Origin of the sequence: Cognatiluteimonas telluris (genome assembly GCF_011320095.1) — a bacterium.
Lineage (GTDB): Bacteria > Pseudomonadota > Gammaproteobacteria > Xanthomonadales > Xanthomonadaceae > Cognatiluteimonas > Cognatiluteimonas telluris.
Window position 1 is genome coordinate 62,959 of record NZ_JAANOY010000009.1, and the last position, 15,885, is coordinate 78,843.

General features: G+C 69.7%; 17 protein-coding genes. 9 read left to right on the forward strand and 8 right to left on the reverse strand.

Annotated features, from left to right (window positions below):
- Positions 1–18: 18 nt before the first annotated feature.
- The 7 genes from fabF to G7B67_RS07060 form a co-directional block, all read right to left on the reverse strand.
- Positions 19–1,272, reverse strand: a complete 1,254-nt coding sequence (fabF, locus tag G7B67_RS07030) for a beta-ketoacyl-ACP synthase II (protein ID WP_166210007.1) — start codon at positions 1,270–1,272, stop codon at positions 19–21.
- A gap of 109 nt (positions 1,273–1,381) precedes the next feature.
- Positions 1,382–1,621, reverse strand: a complete 240-nt coding sequence (acpP, locus tag G7B67_RS07035; protein ID WP_166210010.1) for an acyl carrier protein — start codon at positions 1,619–1,621, stop codon at positions 1,382–1,384.
- Between the two features lie 93 nt (positions 1,622–1,714).
- On the reverse strand, positions 1,715–2,464 hold the full coding sequence (fabG, locus tag G7B67_RS07040; RefSeq protein WP_166210013.1) for a 3-oxoacyl-ACP reductase FabG: 750 nt from the start codon (positions 2,462–2,464) through the stop codon (positions 1,715–1,717).
- Positions 2,461–3,426, reverse strand: coding sequence for an ACP S-malonyltransferase (gene fabD, locus G7B67_RS07045; protein WP_166210016.1), 966 nt, complete (start codon positions 3,424–3,426; stop codon positions 2,461–2,463). Before fabD ends, fabG begins: the two co-directional genes overlap by 4 nt.
- Positions 3,427–3,613: 187 nt before the next feature.
- A complete protein-coding gene (locus tag G7B67_RS07050; RefSeq protein ID WP_166210019.1) occupies positions 3,614–4,636 on the reverse strand; it encodes a beta-ketoacyl-ACP synthase III in 1,023 nt (340 codons plus the stop codon).
- A 141-nt stretch (positions 4,637–4,777) separates the two neighbouring features.
- On the reverse strand, positions 4,778–4,972 hold the full coding sequence (gene rpmF / locus G7B67_RS07055; protein ID WP_166210022.1) for a 50S ribosomal protein L32: 195 nt from the start codon (positions 4,970–4,972) through the stop codon (positions 4,778–4,780).
- Positions 4,973–5,034: 62 nt separating this feature from the next.
- Positions 5,035–5,604 (reverse strand): YceD family protein, encoded by a 570-nt coding sequence (locus G7B67_RS07060; protein WP_166210025.1) that lies wholly within the window; start codon positions 5,602–5,604, stop codon positions 5,035–5,037.
- 123 nt (positions 5,605–5,727) lie between these two features.
- Between G7B67_RS07060 and G7B67_RS07065 the strand changes: the two genes are divergently transcribed.
- Both G7B67_RS07065 and G7B67_RS07070 read left to right on the forward strand, forming a co-directional pair.
- Positions 5,728–6,087 (forward strand): hypothetical protein, encoded by a 360-nt coding sequence (locus G7B67_RS07065; RefSeq protein ID WP_166210028.1) that lies wholly within the window; start codon positions 5,728–5,730, stop codon positions 6,085–6,087.
- Positions 6,084–6,674, forward strand: coding sequence for a Maf family protein (locus G7B67_RS07070; RefSeq protein ID WP_166210031.1), 591 nt, complete (start codon positions 6,084–6,086; stop codon positions 6,672–6,674). Before G7B67_RS07065 ends, G7B67_RS07070 begins: the two co-directional genes overlap by 4 nt.
- Before the next feature lie 15 nt (positions 6,675–6,689).
- Here the strand turns inward: G7B67_RS07070 and G7B67_RS07075 are convergent, their stop codons facing one another.
- Positions 6,690–8,531, reverse strand: a complete 1,842-nt coding sequence (locus tag G7B67_RS07075; protein WP_166210034.1) for an ArnT family glycosyltransferase — start codon at positions 8,529–8,531, stop codon at positions 6,690–6,692.
- A gap of 167 nt (positions 8,532–8,698) precedes the next feature.
- Here G7B67_RS07075 and G7B67_RS07080 point away from each other — a divergent pair, with 167 nt between their 5' ends.
- The 7 genes from G7B67_RS07080 (at position 8,699) to G7B67_RS07110 (ending at position 15,751) form a co-directional block, all read left to right on the forward strand.
- On the forward strand, positions 8,699–9,652 hold the full coding sequence (locus G7B67_RS07080) for an AAA family ATPase (RefSeq protein ID WP_341480465.1): 954 nt from the start codon (positions 8,699–8,701) through the stop codon (positions 9,650–9,652).
- A 14-nt stretch (positions 9,653–9,666) separates the two neighbouring features.
- Positions 9,667–10,659, forward strand: coding sequence for a DUF58 domain-containing protein (locus G7B67_RS07085; protein WP_166210037.1), 993 nt, complete (start codon positions 9,667–9,669; stop codon positions 10,657–10,659).
- Positions 10,656–12,641, forward strand: a complete 1,986-nt coding sequence (locus G7B67_RS07090; protein ID WP_166210040.1) for a transglutaminase TgpA family protein — start codon at positions 10,656–10,658, stop codon at positions 12,639–12,641. The genes G7B67_RS07085 and G7B67_RS07090 overlap by 4 nt, the downstream gene beginning before the upstream one ends.
- Positions 12,642–12,655: 14 nt before the next feature.
- Complete coding sequence (locus G7B67_RS07095; protein ID WP_425482421.1) at positions 12,656–13,141, forward strand: Slp family lipoprotein; 486 nt, start codon at positions 12,656–12,658, stop codon at positions 13,139–13,141.
- 180 nt (positions 13,142–13,321) lie between these two features.
- The gene (locus G7B67_RS07100) at positions 13,322–13,621 is read left to right on the forward strand and encodes a hypothetical protein (RefSeq protein WP_166210046.1); all 300 of its coding nucleotides are present in this window, start codon (positions 13,322–13,324) and stop codon (positions 13,619–13,621) included.
- Between the two features lie 280 nt (positions 13,622–13,901).
- Positions 13,902–14,963: a L,D-transpeptidase family protein gene (locus G7B67_RS07105; protein ID WP_166210049.1), complete on the forward strand. Its 1,062-nt coding sequence runs from the start codon at positions 13,902–13,904 to the stop codon at positions 14,961–14,963.
- 44 nt (positions 14,964–15,007) lie between these two features.
- Positions 15,008–15,751: a M23 family metallopeptidase gene (locus tag G7B67_RS07110; protein WP_166210052.1), complete on the forward strand. Its 744-nt coding sequence runs from the start codon at positions 15,008–15,010 to the stop codon at positions 15,749–15,751.
- Positions 15,752–15,885: the final 134 nt, after the last annotated feature.

Consider the following 15,885-nt stretch of genomic DNA (forward strand, 5'->3'; position numbering starts at 1 on the left):
ACGGAGAGCCCATTCGCCTCAGAACCGCTTGAACACCAGCGTGCCGTTGGTGCCACCGAAGCCGAATGAATTCGACATCACGATATCGACCTTCTTTTCGCGCGCAACGTGCGGCACGTAATCCAGGTCGCAGCCCTCGGACGGATTGTCGAGGTTGATCGTCGGCGGAATGATGCCGGTGTGCAGCGCCATCGCCGAGAACACCGCCTCGACGCCACCGGCGGCGCCAAGCAGGTGGCCGGTCATCGACTTGGTCGAACTCACCATCGTCCTGTACGCGTGCTCGCCGAGCGCGGACTTGATGGCCATCGTCTCGGCCAGGTCGCCGGCCGGGGTCGAAGTGCCGTGCGCGTTGATGTAGCCGATTTCGGCCACGTCGATGCCGGCGTCGCGGATCGCATGCGCCATGCAGCGCGCGGCCCCCTCGCCGCTCTCGCTGGGCGAGGTCATGTGGTGCGCGTCACCGCTCATGCCGAAGCCGGTCAGCTCGCAATAGATGCGGGCGCCGCGGGCCTTGGCGCGGTCGTATTCCTCCAGGATCAGGATGCCGGCGCCGTCGCCCATGACGAAGCCGTCGCGATCCCTGTCCCACGGCCGCGAGGCCTTCTCCGGCTCGTCGTTGCGGGTGGACAACGCCTTCATCGCGCAGAAGCCGCCGACCGAGGTTGGCGTGGTCGCGAATTCCGCGCCGCCGGCGATCATCACGTCGGCGTCGCCGTGCTGGATCATCCGCATCGCCAGGCCGATGTTGTGGGTGGCGGTGGTGCAGGCGGTGACCGCGGCGATGTTCGGCCCCTTGGCCCCGGTCATGATCGAAACCTGGCCCGCGATCATGTTGATGATGGTGCTGGGCACGTAGAACGGCGAGATCTTGCGGGCGCCGCCTTCCTTCAGGCGCAGCGTGGTTTCCTCGATGCCCTTGAGGCCGCCGATGCCGGCGCCGATCGCGACGCCGATCATGTCGGCGCTGGCTTCGTCGATCTCAAGGCCCGCGTCCTGGATCGCCATCAGCGAGGTGGCGACGCCGTAATGGACGAAGGGGTCCATCTTCTTGATGTCCTTCGCCGGGATCCACGCCGCCGGATCGAAGCCCTTGACCTCGCCGGCGATGCGGGTGGCGAAGGTGGATGCGTCGAAATGCGTGATCGGGCCGATGCCCGAGCGGCCGTTGACGATGCCGTCCCAGCTGCTGGCCAGGTCGTTGCCGACCGGCGAGAGGATGCCGAGGCCGGTGACGACGACACGGCGATTGGAGGATGGGCGACTGGACATGATCGGGCTCCGTCTTGCTGCCACGCCGCGATCGCTGGCGCGATCGCGGACGTCTCAAAAATGCACGGGGCCGCGTATGCGGCCCCGGCTTGCCACATGACGCGCGGGCTTACGCCTTGACGTGCGCCTTGACGTAATCGATCGCCTGCTGCACCGAGGTGATCTTCTCGGCTTCCTCGTCGGGGATCTCGCACTCGAACTCTTCCTCGAGCGCCATCACCAGTTCGACGGTGTCGAGCGAATCGGCGCCCAGGTCGTCGACGAACGAGGCATTGTTGGTGACTTCATCTTCCTTGACGCCCAGCTGTTCGACCACGATCTTCTTGACGCGCTCTTCGATGCTGCTCATGGGTGCTTGCTCCTCCGGGGAGTCTGTTCAGACGGGTAGTGTAAGGGAAAGCGGTGACGCCCGCGCGCAGGCCCGGGCGGCCCCGGACAGGCCTCAGGGCATGTACATGCCGCCGTTGACGTGCAGGGTTTCGCCGGTGATGTAGGCCGCCGCAGGGCCGGCCAGGAACGCGACCGCGCGGGCGATGTCCGCGGGCTCGCCAAGGCGGCCCAGGGCGATCTGGCCGACCAGGCCGTCGCGCGCGGCCTGCGGCAGGTCGCGGGTCATGTCGGTGTCGATGAAGCCCGGCGCCACGACATTCACGGTGACGCCGCGCGAGCCGATTTCCTTGGCCAACGACTTGGAGAACGCGATGATCCCGGCCTTCGCGGCGGCATAGTTCGCCTGTCCGGCATTGCCGGTCACGCCGACCACCGACGCGATGTTGATGATGCGACCGCGGCGGGCCTTCATCATCGCGCGCATCACCGCCTTGCTGGTGCGGAAGACACTGGTGAGGTTGGTGTCGATGATCGCCTGCCAATCCTCTTCCTTCATCCGCATCAGCAGGTTGTCGCGGGTGATGCCGGCGTTGTTGACGAGGATGGAGATGGGGCCGAATTCGGAGGCGATGGCGTCGACAAGCGCATCGATCGAGGCGGCGTCGGTGACGTTCAACATGCGTCCGTGGCCACCCACGGAGGCGAGCCGCTCGCCGATGGCCGCGGCGCCGGAGTCCGATGTCGCCGTGCCAATGACCGTCGCGCCCTGCGCGGCCAGTTCGTCGGCGATCGCCGCGCCGATGCCGCGGCTGGCGCCGGTGACGAGCGCGACCTCGCCCTTCAATGCGTCGTGGTGGCTCATGCCTGGCTCCCGGGCTGTGATGGCAATGCCTGCAGGGCGGCATCGAAGTCGGCCGGCGCGCCGATCGCGCGCGCGTCCAGCGATTTGTCGATGCGCCGGGCAAGCCCGGCCAGGACCTTGCCAGGACCGCATTCGAAGACACGGCTGATGCCGTCGGCGGCGAGCGCCTGCATGCAGCCGGTCCATTGCACCGGCAGGTAGAGCTGGCGCATGAGCGCGTCCTGGATCGAAGACATGCCGTGGTGCACCTGGCCATCGATGTTCTGCACGACCGGGATGCGTGGTTCGTTCCACGCCAGCTGCGCCATTGCCTCGCCCAGCCGCGCCGCGGCATCGCGCATCAATGGCGTATGCGAAGGCACGCTGACCGCAAGTTTCACTGCCTTGCGCACGCCGCGTTCGACGAGCAGCGCCAATGCGCGGTCGACGGCGGCGGCGTGGCCACCGATGACGATCTGACCGGGCGAGTTGTAGTTGGCGGGGACGACGATCTCGCCATTGGAGGCATCCTCGCAGGCCAGCTGCACGACATCGTCGTCGGCGCCGATCACGGCTGCCATCGCGCCGACGCCCGCGGGCGCGGCTTCCTGCATCAACTGGCCACGGCGGCGCACGAGCTGCGCGGCGTCATGCAGCGACAACGCATCCGCGGCGACGAGCGCGGTGTATTCGCCCAGGCTGTGCCCGGCGAGCCGCGACGGCTCGGCCCCGCCCTGCTGTTGCCACGCTCGCCACACCGCGATCCCGGCGGCAAGCAACGCGGGTTGGGTGAATTCGGTCCGGTTGAGTTCTTCTTCGGGACCCTGCTGCGCCAGCGCCCAGAGATCTGCGCCGGCCCCTTCGGACGCTTCGACGAAGGTCTCGCGCACGATCGGGTGCAGCGTCGCGAGCTCGGCAAGCATCCCCAGCGACTGCGAGCCCTGGCCGGGAAAGACGAAGGCGAGCGATGGCAGAACGGTCATCGGCGATCCCAACAGTCGGTGGCGCTGCGGCGAGGGCGCGCATGATACGTGGCGGGGCGACCGATCGTCTGTACCGTCGCGTATTGCATCGCGGCATCCCGTCGTGATCGCTTCGCGGCCATGGACGGAAAACGAGCGGGGCCACTGGGCGCAAGCCGCGCCCGGGCAGCCCATCGCGGAGCCGGGGCTAGTAACGCAGCAGCACAGAGCCCCAGGTGAAACCGCCGCCGAAGGCTTCGAGCAGCAGCAGCTGGCCGCGCTGGACCTTGCCCGAGCGCACCGCCACGTCCAGCGCCAGTGGCACCGAACCCGACGAGGTATTGCCGTGCTTGTCGACGGTCACCACGACGCGATCCATCGGCATGTCCAGCCGCTTGGCGGTGGCCTCGATGATGCGCAGGTTGGCCTGGTGCGGGATCAGCCAGTCGATGTCGTGGCGATCCAGGCCGTTGGCTTCGAGGGTCTCCTCGACCACCGCGTCCAGCGCCTTGACCGCGTGCTTGAAGACCTCGTTGCCGATCATCAGCACCTTGACGCCGGCGTTGTGCTCGGCGGGCTTGAATCCGGCCGACACGCCAACCGGATTCCACAACAGTTCCTTCTTGCTGCCATCGGCATGCAGGTGGGTGTTGAGGATGCCGGTCTCGGCGTCGGCCTTGAGCACCACGGCGCCGGCGCCATCGCCGAACAGCACGCAGGTGCCACGATCGGTCCAGTCGAGCATGCGCGTCAGCGTTTCGGCGCCCACCACCAGCGCGGTCTTGGCGGCACCGGAGCGGATGAACTGGTCGGCCACCGTCAGCGCGTAGATGAAACCCGAGCAGGCGGCGTTGACGTCGAACGCGGGACAGCCTTCGGCGCCCAGGCGGTGCTGCAGCAGGCAGGCCGTCGAGGGGAAAATGAGGTCGGGCGTGGTCGTGCCGAGCACGATCAAGTCGAGTTCGGACGCCTGCACGCCCGCGGCTTCCAGTGCGCGGGTGGCGGCGTGGAAGGCGAGGTCGCCGGTGGTCTCGCCCTCGGCGGCGACGTGGCGCTCGCGGATGCCGGTACGCGAAGCGATCCATTCGTCGCTGGTATCGACGAACCGGCGCAGGTCGTCGTTGGTCAGCACCTTCTCGGGCAGGTAGCTGCCGGTGCCGGCGATGCGGGAAAAAATCCGGCTGCCCGGTTGCTGCGACGAAACTGCGCGGCCAACGGCCTGCTCACTCATGTGCGATCCCGTGCCGTACGGCGGTTCTGGTCGGGTGCCTGGCGGCACGTTGCGCGCGGACGCCGCGAGCCGCTGCAAAGGCGGGCGCGCGGCTCCAGGACGGGCAGCGACGCGACGGGAGATCCGTCGCGGTCGCCGCGGTCAATCTTCCTCGACGACCTTGACCTTGGGCGCGATCACCTGCTTGCCGCGGTAGTAGCCGTCAGCGGTCACGTGGTGGCGGACGTGGGTCTCGCCGGTGGTCGGGTCGGTCGACAGCTGCTTGGCGCTCAGCGCGTCATGGGCGCGGCGCATGCCCTTGCGGGAGGGGGAAACGCGGGACTTCTGGACAGCCATGGGAGTGCTCCAACCTTCAATCGGTCAATTGCGATTCGTGTGTCGACGCTGGCGCGGGCGCGTCAACCGTCGTGCTTCTTGTCGTGCTTCTTCAGGCCGGCCAGCGCCGCGAACGGGTTGGCCTGCGCCTGCTCTTCTTCCTGCACCGGCCAGTCGCGTTCCATCGCTTCGGTGCCGGGCATCAACGGAACCACCGGAACGGCGAGGATGAGTTCGTCCTCCACCAGCTCCGCCGGCCGCAGCATGCCGTCATCGGGCACCAGCAGCGGCTCGTAACCTTCGGGCAGGCCCGCTTCCTCGGCCTCGTCGCGGATCAGGCCCAGTCGCTGCACCACGTGCACCGGCTCGAGATAACGCTGCAGCGTCCGCTGGCATTCCAGCGGCAACCGCGCATCGATCCGCAACTCGACATAGGGGATCTGCAGCCCATCGCGATCGAAATCGATCGCGAAGCGCACGTCACCGTCCTGCCCGCCATCCGCCGGCCCCTCGCAGAGCGCGTCGCGCAAGCGCGTGAACGAGGACAGTGGAAGCACGCCCTCGAATCCCCGCCGCGCGGCCACCATGCGCCACGCGTCCAGGACCTCGGGCACCCGCCCGGGGGACTGCGACTCGGGTGATTCGGCAGACATAAGCGGCGAAATGTTAGGCGCCGGCCCCCGCCCTGTCAAACCCAAGTCCTTGCCGCGGCGGATAATTTGCCCCGTGGCGGGGGGCGCGGCAGACTGCGGGTCCTGCCCGGCCGGATGGCGCGCTTGACCAGGATCGTATTGCTGCTGCTCGTCGCGGCGGTCATTGCCGGCGTGGCCGTTGGGCTCCGCCGCCGCGCCGGTCGCCGGCAGCGGGCGATGACCCAGCTGCTCGATGCCGCCGACGCGCTGGAGGAACGCCTGCGCACCGCCCGGGTGGAGATCGAGGCGATCGTCGGCAACGACGAGAATCCGGTCCGGGACGCGATGCAGGAAATGCTGCGCCAGCGCCTCTGGCTGCAGCAGCATGGCGCGGATGCCTCGCTCGACCAGCTGGTGACGGTGCGCGAGTCGATCGACTTCGCGCGGGTGCGGATCGAGCAGCAGCTGGACCAGATCGAGCGCGCCCGCGCACAACTGCTGTGACCGCACCCGCCCCGCGGCGCCTGATCCTGGCCTCCACCTCGCCCTACCGGCGTGAGCTGCTGGCGCGGCTGCGGCTTCCGTTCGACGTCGCCGCCCCCGGCGTCGACGAATCCGCGCGCCCTGGCGAGTCCCCGCTGGCGCTCACGCGCCGGCTGGCCTTCGACAAGGCCTCGGCGGTCGCGACGCACGCGCCGGGCGCCTGGGTGATCGGGTCCGACCAACTTGCCGAACTCGACGGAAAGGCGCTGGGCAAGCCCGGTCGGCCCGACGTCGCATTCACCCAACTGGCCTCGATGTCGGGTCGCGAGGTCGTGTTCCGGACCGCGCTGAGCCTCGTGCACTCCGACGGGCGCCGGCTGGACGCCCAGGACGAGACGCGGGTTGCGTTCCGGACGCTGACCGCTGGCGAGATCAGCCGCTACGTGGAGGCCGAGCAGCCGCTCGACTGTGCGGGCAGCTTCAAGTCCGAGGGACTGGGGATCGCGCTGTTCAGTGCGATCCGCACCGTCGACCCCACCGCACTGGTGGGACTACCGTTGATCGCAACGGCCCGGCTGCTGCGGGAAGCAGGATTCGCCCTGCCTTGACGCGGCGCCCGCCCGCTAGCGGACGATGTCCAGCGGTTGCTCGCTCCAGTCCTCCACGCTGCCATCGCGGCCGTGGAGGCGAAGGCCGAGCCAGTGGCGCCCGACCGCCACGCCCGAGACGTCGACCTGGGCGCTGAATCCGACCCGTGGATGCTGTGGGTCGTTGGACATCGGCCAGGCTGACTCCGGCCGCTGGTTGACCAGGCCGTACCGCGACCGTGCAACGGGCTGGCCATCAAGGGTGATTTCAACGCCGGAGAGCCCCACGCCGTCCTTGAACGCCCAGCCGGAGACATCGAACCGATCCTCCACCCGTTCCCCGGCAAGTGGCTGGTCGATCCACGCGATCGCGGGCGTGGTGCACGGGCCCGGCGCGCGCGCGCGGCCGAGGGCGAACAGCAGGAAGCGTTGCGCGCCGTGGTCGACATTGACCACCTGCGGCGCCGGCAACGGCCCGACACGCCTGCAGAGCGCGTGGTACTGCCATGGGAGGCTCTTCAATTCCACCTCCGACGCACCGACCACCAGCAACAGCGGGTGCCGGCCCAGCGCCTCGCGCCTGCGCGCCGTCAGGTTCCACAGGCGCAGTTGGGGCGAGCGGCCATGCTTGTGGTTGAGCGGATGCGGCAGCACCCGGATGTTGGGCTGGCCGAGCGCGAAACCGAGTTCGGCGCCGACCTTGAAATTGTCGGCAAGGATCCGAGTGCCCGGGGGCATGGTCGCGCGCCGTTCCGCGACGGCATCGGCCAACACCGTCCAGCCGGCGAAATTCTGTGGATATCCGCTCTCCCCGACGAGCCGCTCCCGGAGCGACGGCACCGAAGCCGCGGCGTAATAGCCGCAGACGCCAGCCACGCCAAGGGCGGCCAGGACGATGGCGAGCAGGTGCAGCCAGCCCGGCCAGCGCCGCAGCGTCGACGGCAGCAGTGGCAGCAGGGCGATGTACCCGGGCAGCGGCCAGTGGTAACTCACGCGCTCGGTATCGGCGAAAAACCCGAGTACGAAGAACCCCAGCACGACCAGCCCGCCAAGCCAGGCGAAATACCGTGCCGAAGGATCCTCGTCGCGCCGATGGCTCCACGCCGCCTGCGCCATCGCCGCGAACAGCAGGGGCGTGACCAGGGCTGCCTGGATCAGCACGAACCAGCCGCCGTCGGCATGGAATGCCCACGGATGCCGGTCGACCAGCTGGAAGCGCAGGCCGGCGTCGGCGTTGCCCAGGTTCCAGGCGACCAACGGAGCCCATGCGGCCGCACCGCACGCGATCGCGATCATCACCCGCGGATCGCGCAGCGCCCTTCGCCCCTGCGGCATCGCCAGCAGGACCAGGAAGCCCACCCCGAGCACGGCCAGGAAGCGGTAATGGCTGAGCGCACCGATCGCCAGCCCGATCGCCAGCTCGAGCGCGGCACCGGCGCCGACCTGGCGCAACAACCGCGCGCCGGCGTCCATGCACAGCAGCGTGGCGAAGGTCATCATCGCGTCGGGCAACGCCAGCACGCCCAGGGTCCCGGCCAGCGGCAGCAGTTGCGCGAGGATCCCTGCCTGCCAGCCCTGCGTGCGGCCGAATGCGCGCGTCGTGATGCGCACGACCAGCCACGGCAGGCACGCGGCAACGACCATGAAGGGCATGCGCAACGCCAACAATGTATTGCCGCCGAGCGCCACGCCCAGGCGCGCCATCCATGCCGTCAATCCCGGCAGGTCGGAGTAGGCCCAGGCCAGGTGCTGGCCTTCCTGCCAGTAGAACGCTTCGTCGACGAACAACGGCAGGTGCGCCGCCATGACCAGGCGGGCCAGCAATGCCACGAGCCACAAGGCGACGAAGCAGTTTCGCGCCAGCCCTTCGTTCCGCATCCGTTGCCGCCTCGCTACACTCGCCATGGACGGGCCTGCGCCCAACGCGGTCGCCCGACGCGGGCCGGGTGGTCACCCGCCCGTGGAAGGGGGGGGGCACGCCAGGGCCGGCCGGAAGGCAGGCGCCGTCGGCCATCGATCGAGACTTCCCATTCCCCGAGGTGCGCATGTCCGCAACGCCCGTGGCCGACAACATGCTAACCGACGGGCTGCGCGAGGTCTTGCGCAGCGCGCTGGCGCAGGTCAACACGCTGGTGCTGGGCAAGCCGCAGGAAGTCCGGCTTGCCTTCGTCGCATTGCTGTCCGACGGCCACCTGCTGATCGAGGACCTGCCGGGCCTGGGCAAGACCACCCTGGCGCATGCGCTGGCAGCGACGCTGGGGCTGGGGTTCCAGCGCGTGCAGTTCACCTCGGACCTGCTGCCTTCGGACATCGTCGGCGTCTCGGTGTTCGACGCGCAGGCACGGCGCTTCGAATTCCACCCGGGGCCGATCTTCGCCCACGTGCTGCTGGCCGACGAGATCAACCGTGCGCCGCCGCGCACGCAGAGCGCGTTGCTCGAAGCGATGGCCGAGCACCAGGTCACCGTCGATGGCAGCACGCATCCGCTGCCCGATCCCTTCTTCGTGATCGCGACCCAGAATCCGGTCGACCTCGCCGGAACCTATCCGCTGCCGGACTCGCAACTCGATCGCTTCCTGCTTCGGCTCACGCTCGGCTATCCCGGCGAGGATGCCGAGCGCGCGCTGCTCGCGGGTATCGATCGCCGCGACCTGATCGCGCAGGCAACGCCGTTGCTTGGCGCCACGGACGTGCTCGCGCTGCGCAGCGCCGTCGGTGGCGTGCATGCCAGCGATGCGCTGATCGGCTACGTGCAGGCGCTGATGACGCGCAGCCGCCAGCATCCCGGGGTGCGCGTGGGGCTGTCACCGCGAGCGGGGATCGCGCTGCTGCGGGCCGCGCGCGCCTACGCGCTGCTGCTGGGCCGCAACCACGTGCTGCCGGACGACGTGCAGGCGCTGTTCGCCGCCGTCGCCGCCCACCGGCTGGTGGTCGACGCCGATGCCGGCAACCACGCCTCGCTGGCCAAGGCGATCCTGCACGCGGTGCCGGTCGACTGACGATGGCCGCGGCAATGCGCCCTCCGGGCCCGGCCAGCGCGTGGGCGCACGGCACGGCCCGCGCGCGGCGATGGCTGCAGGCGTGGGCCCGTCCGCGCGCGCCGGAAACCCTGCCGGTCCGGCTCGATCGCCGGCGCGTCTACGTGTTGCCGACCCGTTTCGGGCTGTTCTTCGCGGTGCTGCTGCTGGCGATGTGGCTGGGCGGCCTGAACTACAACAACAACCCGGCCCTGATGCTGGCCCTGCTGCTCGCCGGCGCCGCCAATACCAGCCTGCTCGCCGCACACCTGCAACTTACCGGCCTGCAGGTGGGCGCGATCGACGCCGAGCCGGTTCCCGCTGGTGCGCCACTGGAACTGCACCTATACGCACGCGCCGATCCCGGTCGCACCCGGCGCGGCCTGCAGGTCGAACTGGGCGAGGCCAGCGCCGTCCTGTCCCTGGTCAACGGCGCCGGCCAGGCAACGCTGGTGCTGCCGACCCACCGCCGGGGCTGGCTCGAGGTCGATCGCCTGCAGGTCTCGACCACGCGTCCGTTGGGCCTGGCGCGGGCCTGGGCCTACGTCTGGCCGGACGCGCCGTTGCTGGTCTACCCCACGCCCGAGGCCCACGGCCCGCCCTTGCCGGAAGGCTCCGGCGCCAATGCGCTCGCCCGGTTGCGGCCTACCGGCGAAGACGTCCACCACCTGCGCAGTTACCGGCGTGGCGATGCGCGCCGGGCGATCGCCTGGAAACCTTCGGCGCGCCGCGACAGCCTGCTGGTCCGCGAATATGAGCAGCCGCTGGGGGCCGATGTCGTGCTCGATTGGCGCCAGCTGCATGGCCTGGCGACCGAGGCGCGGATCTGCCGATTGGCGCGGTGGGTCGACGACGCCGAGCGCGAGGGCCGTCGCTATCGCCTGGTCCTGCCCGGGCAGCCGCCGATCGGCCCGGGTTCGGGCGCCCAGCAGCGCCATGCCTGCCTTCGCGCGCTGGCCCTGTTGCCATCGGCCCCGGGCGGCGCATGACCGGCTCGCCTTTGCGGCTGGACCCCCAGAGCCGCGGCTGGACGCTGGCCGCCGGCGGCGCGTGCCTGCTGCCGCTGCTGCTGCAGTTGCCGGCAGGGCTGGCGATGGGCATCGGCGCCACCGCGTTGCTGGTGGCGGCGACATCGTGGCGCAACCGCCTCCACGCGGTCGTGCGGATGCTGCTGGCCGGCATCCTCGCCACGGTGGTGCTGGCGTTTTCGCATTTCGCGATCGGCCGCGATACCGGCTGCGCACTGCTGGCCGCGATGCTGGCGATCAAGCCCAGTGAAACCTTCACCCTGCGCGACGCGCGCAGCCTGCTCGGGTTCGCGTTGTTCGCGCCGTTCGCCACGTTCCTGCTCGACCAGGGCCCACTATCGCTGCTGCTGGGCCTGGTCGGCACGGCGCTGGTGCTGGTGGCGCTGTTACGCCTGACCGACCTGGAATCGGGTTTCCAGGTCGACCCCGCGCCGGGCTGGCAGCGGTTGGTCGCTGTCGGGAAGCTCGTGGCGATCGGGCTACCGCTCGCGTTGGCCGCGTTCTGGCTGTTCCCTCGCCTCGCGGCGCCGCTGTGGGGCGTGCCGGAACGAACGATGGCGCGGCCGGGGCTCTCGGACCACATGTCGCCGGGGGACTGGGTGGACATGCTCAGCGACGACAGCACAGCATTGCGGGCGCAGTTTTCAGGCCCGGTGCCGGCGCCGTCCCAGATGTACTGGCGCGGGCTGGTGTTGTGGGAATTCGACGGCCGCACCTGGCGCCAGCCGGGCTGGTTGGGTGCCTATCCCGTCGCGGCGGTCGAACCCGGTCGCCAGCACTGGAATTACCAGCTCGAGGTCGAGCCGACGAGCAGCCACCAGCTGGTCGCGCTGGATTTGCCGACGACGGTGCCCGCCGGGATCGATCTGTCGCAGGACCACACGCTCAATTCACGCCGCTCGCTCGATACGCTGACGCGCTGGCAGATGCAGTCGGCACGGCCGGCGAAGTTCGAGCCGGCGCTGTCGCCCCTGATCCACCGGCTGGCGCTGTCCCTTCCGCCCGGCTACAACCCCCGCACTGTCGCACTGGGTCGATCCTGGCGGGCTGCCGGCGGCAGCGACGAAGCCATCGTCGCCCGCGCCATGGCCATGATCCGTCGCGACTTCGCCTACACGCTCGCGGTGCCACCGCTCGGGCGCGACAGCATCGACGAGTTCCTGTTCACCCAGAAGGCGGGCTATTGCGAGCACTTCAGTTCCGCGTTCGTCGTGTTGATGCGCGCGGCGGGGATCCCGGCCCGGGTGGTGACCGGTTACGTCGGCGGTTACTGGAACCAGGTCGGTGGGTACTGGCAGGTGCGTCGATCCGACGCCCACGCCTGGGCGGAGGTGTGGCTGCCGGGGCGTGGATGGGTCCGCGAGGATCCCACCGCGGCCGTCGCGCCGGATCGCATCTACGACACCCTCGCCGACCGCGCTTCCGGCGGCAACCTCTTGGGTGCCCAGGTGCCGGCCCAGGTCTTCGACATCGGCGACTGGCTGCGCCATGGCTGGAACGATTTCGCGCTGGGCTTCGATGCCACCCGCCAACGCCAACTGCTGGGCCGCCTGGGCGTGGATGACGTGGACACAACCAGCCTGGCCCTGCTGTTCGTCCTCGTCGCGCTGCTGGCGGTCGCCTGGATGGGCTGGCTGGTGGCGCGGGCCGAACGCGAGCGCGATCCGGTACTGCGCGCATGGCATCGCGTCGATCGACGCTACGCACGCCTGGGCCTGGGACGGGCGCCCTCCGAAACGGCAGGGGACTGGGCGCGACGCGTCGGTCTCACGCATCCGTCACTGGCCCCGGCGTTATCCCAGCTAAGCCGCCGTTTCAACAACTGGCGTTACGCTGGTCCTCGACCGGCCCGCGAGGTCGCCGCGCGACGCGCGGAATTGATCCAGGCCCTGCGCCGCCATCGCCCCGGCGCGACAGACGCACCCCACGGAGAGCGCCCATGAAATCGCCAAGCATGCTGTTTTTGCGCATCGTTCCCGTCGCGCTCGCCGGCGTTCTCCTCGCCGCCTGCGCCACCCAGCCGCGACCGCTGCAGGGGCAGTACACGGCCATCACTCCCCGCCAAGCGGTCGAACACGATTCCACCGGCGCCATGGTGCGCTGGGGAGGCCGCATCGTTTCGGTGGAACCGGGGGAGAACCGCACCTGTTTCGAGATGCTGTCCACCGGCCTGGATGCCAGCGGCCGTCCCTATTGGAAGACCGATGAAGTCGGCGGACGCTTCATCGCCTGCCGCACCGGCTTCTACGATCCGGCGCTGTTCGAGAAGAATCGCGAAGTCACTTTCACCGGGCGCATCGACGGCTACCAGAACCGCCAGATCGGCGGCTACGACTATCGCTTCCCGCGGCTGGCGGCCGATGTCGTCTACCTGTGGCCGGAGCGCGAGCGGATCGATGTGGTGACCCGGCCGGCGCCCTGGCCCTGGTGGGGCTGGTGGTGATTGTCATTGCGGGCGCCCAAGCACGCCGGGCGACGCACGATCGGCAACAGGGCGGCATGGAAGTACGGGCGTGTTTGCGCGCGCCTTCAGCACCCGGCGTCGCCCAGGCGAAGCGCGCCGCGCCACAGGCCGCAGCGGGTCTCACCGCCTGTTCACCCCGCTGGGGGCAGCGTCTGGCGCATGGTCGAACGCGGCGTCATCGAGTTGATCAACACGCGTGGCCGCCTCACGCTGCGGCTGGCCGACCGGGTCGTGTTCGCGGACCTCAACAACGGAAGCGGTGGCTGCGTGGGCGACATGATCGAGGGCGACATGCGACCGGGGGTGCAGAGCTGGCGCAACGTCGGCAACGGCATGTTCAGTGTCGTGCGCATCGTTGCGGTACATCCGGCAGTCCACGGTCACGCCACGCGTGAAGCCCATGAGGCCGTCCTCCCGGGCAATGCCGCGGATCAGAACGGCAGGCGCAAACTCAGCTGAAGCTGCTGGTCGACCCGCCGGCCTGCCAGCCGGCCAGCGTACGCTGGTCGCGGTCGCGGTCGCTGTCGATCCGTAGCCATTCGCCCGTCATCCGCACGCGCCCGCCTGGTCGCCAGTTGAGCGCGAAGGTGACCGCGCTCCCGTGTTCCGCGCGGCATCGCGTGCACTGGCGCGCGGTCGCACCGACAAGGCGACGGATACCCGTGCCCCACCGCCGCGCATTCACGCCCTGTCGCGAGAGCGTCGCCGAGCATGCGCCGATCTGTTTCCGGAGTCGTCCATGCGCCACCCGCACCGATACGCTCTGAATGCCCTTGCCCTGGCGCTGGCCACCCTGGCCGGCATTGCGCCGGTCCTGGCGCAGGAAGCTCCCGCCGCGCCAAGCTCGACCGGGTCGCCGGCGCAAGCCGTCCAGTTGCCCGCTGGCGCGCCAACGGTACCGACCGGGCCGGAAGGTGGCGCTTCGGCCGCCGACGATGTCAATGCACCCGTGCCCGCCGTTCCGCGCATTGCCATGCTTCGTGCGCAGGTGCTGCTGGATCGCGCGCACTTCTCGCCGGGCGAAATCGACGGCGCGGCCGGCTCCAACAGCCGTCGCGCGATCGCGGGTTTCCAGGCCAGCCGCGGGCTGGCGCCCACGGGCGAACTCGATGTGAAGACATGGGCGGCGCTCGATGGGGACGTGCAACCGGCGCTGGTCCTCTACACGCTCGGCGATGCCGACGTCGCCGGGCCGTTCGCCGCGATTCCCCAGGACATGATGGAGAAGGCGCAGTTGCCGGCGCTGGGCTATGCATCGGTGCAGGAAGCGCTGGGCGAGAAATTCCACGCCAGCCCGGCGCTGCTGCAACGGCTCAATCCCGGCGCGACGTTCGCCGCTGGCGAAGACATCGTCGTGCCCAACGTGCTCGGCGAACCCGAGCTTCCGAAAGCCGACCATGTCCTCGTGGACAAATCCGACGCCACGGTGAGCCTGGTCGATGCCGCCGGCAACACCATCGCGCAGTTCCCGGCGACCATGGGCAGCGAACACGACCCGCTGCCGATCGGCGCGTGGAAGATCCAGGGCGTGGCGAAGGCGCCTGCCTTCCACTACAACCCGGCACTGTTCTGGGATGCCAATCCCGCGCACGCCAAGGCCACGATCGCGCCCGGCCCCAACAACCCGGTCGGCGTAGTCTGGATCGACCTGTCCAAGGACCAATACGGCATCCATGGCACGCCGGAACCCGCGACCATCGGCAAGACCCAGTCGCACGGCTGCATCCGGCTGACCAACTGGGACGCGCTGGCGCTGTCGCATGCGGTCGCGCCCGGAACGGACGCGCTGCTTCAGGATTGACGCGCCGCTCACCGTCGCCAACGCATGGACCACGGACGCCAACGATGAAAAGCCTGCTGCTGTTCCTTGCCGGCGTGCTGGTCGGCGCCAATCTCGTCTACTTCGCAATGCATCGCGCGCGCGCGCCGGTCGTCGATACGCCGCCCGATGCAGTCGTTGCCTCGGCCGACCGTGCGGCCGCCGGCGCGTCGCCATCGGCGCCTGCCACCAGCGCACCTGCGACCGCAGCGCCGGCATCCGCATCCCCAATGGTGACAGCCCCGCCGCTGCCGGCAACCACGTCGACGCCGTCCGCAACCCCTGCGCCACCAAGCGCACCCATGGCGGCATCGCCCATGCCGCCACTGTCGCCTGGCGCCCTGCTGCTGCCGGTCGCAGGCATCCGCGCCGACCAGCTGACCGACACCTTCAACGACACGCGCGATGGAACGCGCCGGCACGAAGCCCTCGACATCATGGCGCCGCGCGGCACACCGGTGCTGGCGGCCTCCGACGGCACCGTGGCCAAGCTGTTCACCAGCGTGGCTGGCGGCTTGACGGTCTACGAATTCGACCCGACGGGTACCTACGCCTACTACTACGCGCACCTGGATCGCTACGCCCCGGGACTGGCGAACGGCAAGGCGCTCAAGCGCGGCGACGTGATCGCCTACGTCGGCAGTACCGGCAACGCCAGTCCCGATGCGCCGCACCTGCACTTCGCGATCTTCGTACTGGGGCCGGAGAAGCAATGGTGGAAGGGCACACCGATCGACCCCTACCCGCTCCTCGCCCGCCGCTCACCGTAGCCCGGGTAAGCGCAGCGCACCCGGGGTCGCTGGCCATCGATCGCTCAACCACCCACCGCTCGCCCGCCGCTCGCCGTAGCCCGGGTAAGCGCAGCGCACCCGGGGTCGCTGGCCATCGATCGCTCAACCACCCA

Bases quoted from the DNA above. Each gene is read 5' to 3' on its own strand.
- fabF (WP_166210007.1), bottom strand. From the start codon at position 1,272: ATGTCCAGTCGCCCATCCTCCAATCGCCGTGTCGTCGTCACCGGCCTC.
- acpP (WP_166210010.1), bottom strand. From the start codon at position 1,621: ATGAGCAGCATCGAAGAGCGCGTCAAGAAGATCGTGGTCGAACAGCTG.
- fabG (WP_166210013.1), bottom strand. From the start codon at position 2,464: ATGAGCCACCACGACGCATTGAAGGGCGAGGTCGCGCTCGTCACCGGC.
- fabD (WP_166210016.1), bottom strand. From the start codon at position 3,426: ATGACCGTTCTGCCATCGCTCGCCTTCGTCTTTCCCGGCCAGGGCTCG.
- G7B67_RS07050 (WP_166210019.1), bottom strand. From the start codon at position 4,636: ATGAGTGAGCAGGCCGTTGGCCGCGCAGTTTCGTCGCAGCAACCGGGC.
- rpmF (WP_166210022.1), bottom strand. From the start codon at position 4,972: ATGGCTGTCCAGAAGTCCCGCGTTTCCCCCTCCCGCAAGGGCATGCGC.
- G7B67_RS07060 (WP_166210025.1), bottom strand. From the start codon at position 5,604: ATGTCTGCCGAATCACCCGAGTCGCAGTCCCCCGGGCGGGTGCCCGAG.
- G7B67_RS07075 (WP_166210034.1), bottom strand. From the start codon at position 8,531: ATGCGGAACGAAGGGCTGGCGCGAAACTGCTTCGTCGCCTTGTGGCTC.
- G7B67_RS07080 (WP_341480465.1), top strand. From the start codon at position 8,699: ATGTCCGCAACGCCCGTGGCCGACAACATGCTAACCGACGGGCTGCGC.
- G7B67_RS07085 (WP_166210037.1), top strand. From the start codon at position 9,667: ATGCGCCCTCCGGGCCCGGCCAGCGCGTGGGCGCACGGCACGGCCCGC.
- G7B67_RS07090 (WP_166210040.1), top strand. From the start codon at position 10,656: ATGACCGGCTCGCCTTTGCGGCTGGACCCCCAGAGCCGCGGCTGGACG.
- G7B67_RS07100 (WP_166210046.1), top strand. From the start codon at position 13,322: ATGGTCGAACGCGGCGTCATCGAGTTGATCAACACGCGTGGCCGCCTC.
- G7B67_RS07105 (WP_166210049.1), top strand. From the start codon at position 13,902: ATGCGCCACCCGCACCGATACGCTCTGAATGCCCTTGCCCTGGCGCTG.
- G7B67_RS07110 (WP_166210052.1), top strand. From the start codon at position 15,008: ATGAAAAGCCTGCTGCTGTTCCTTGCCGGCGTGCTGGTCGGCGCCAAT.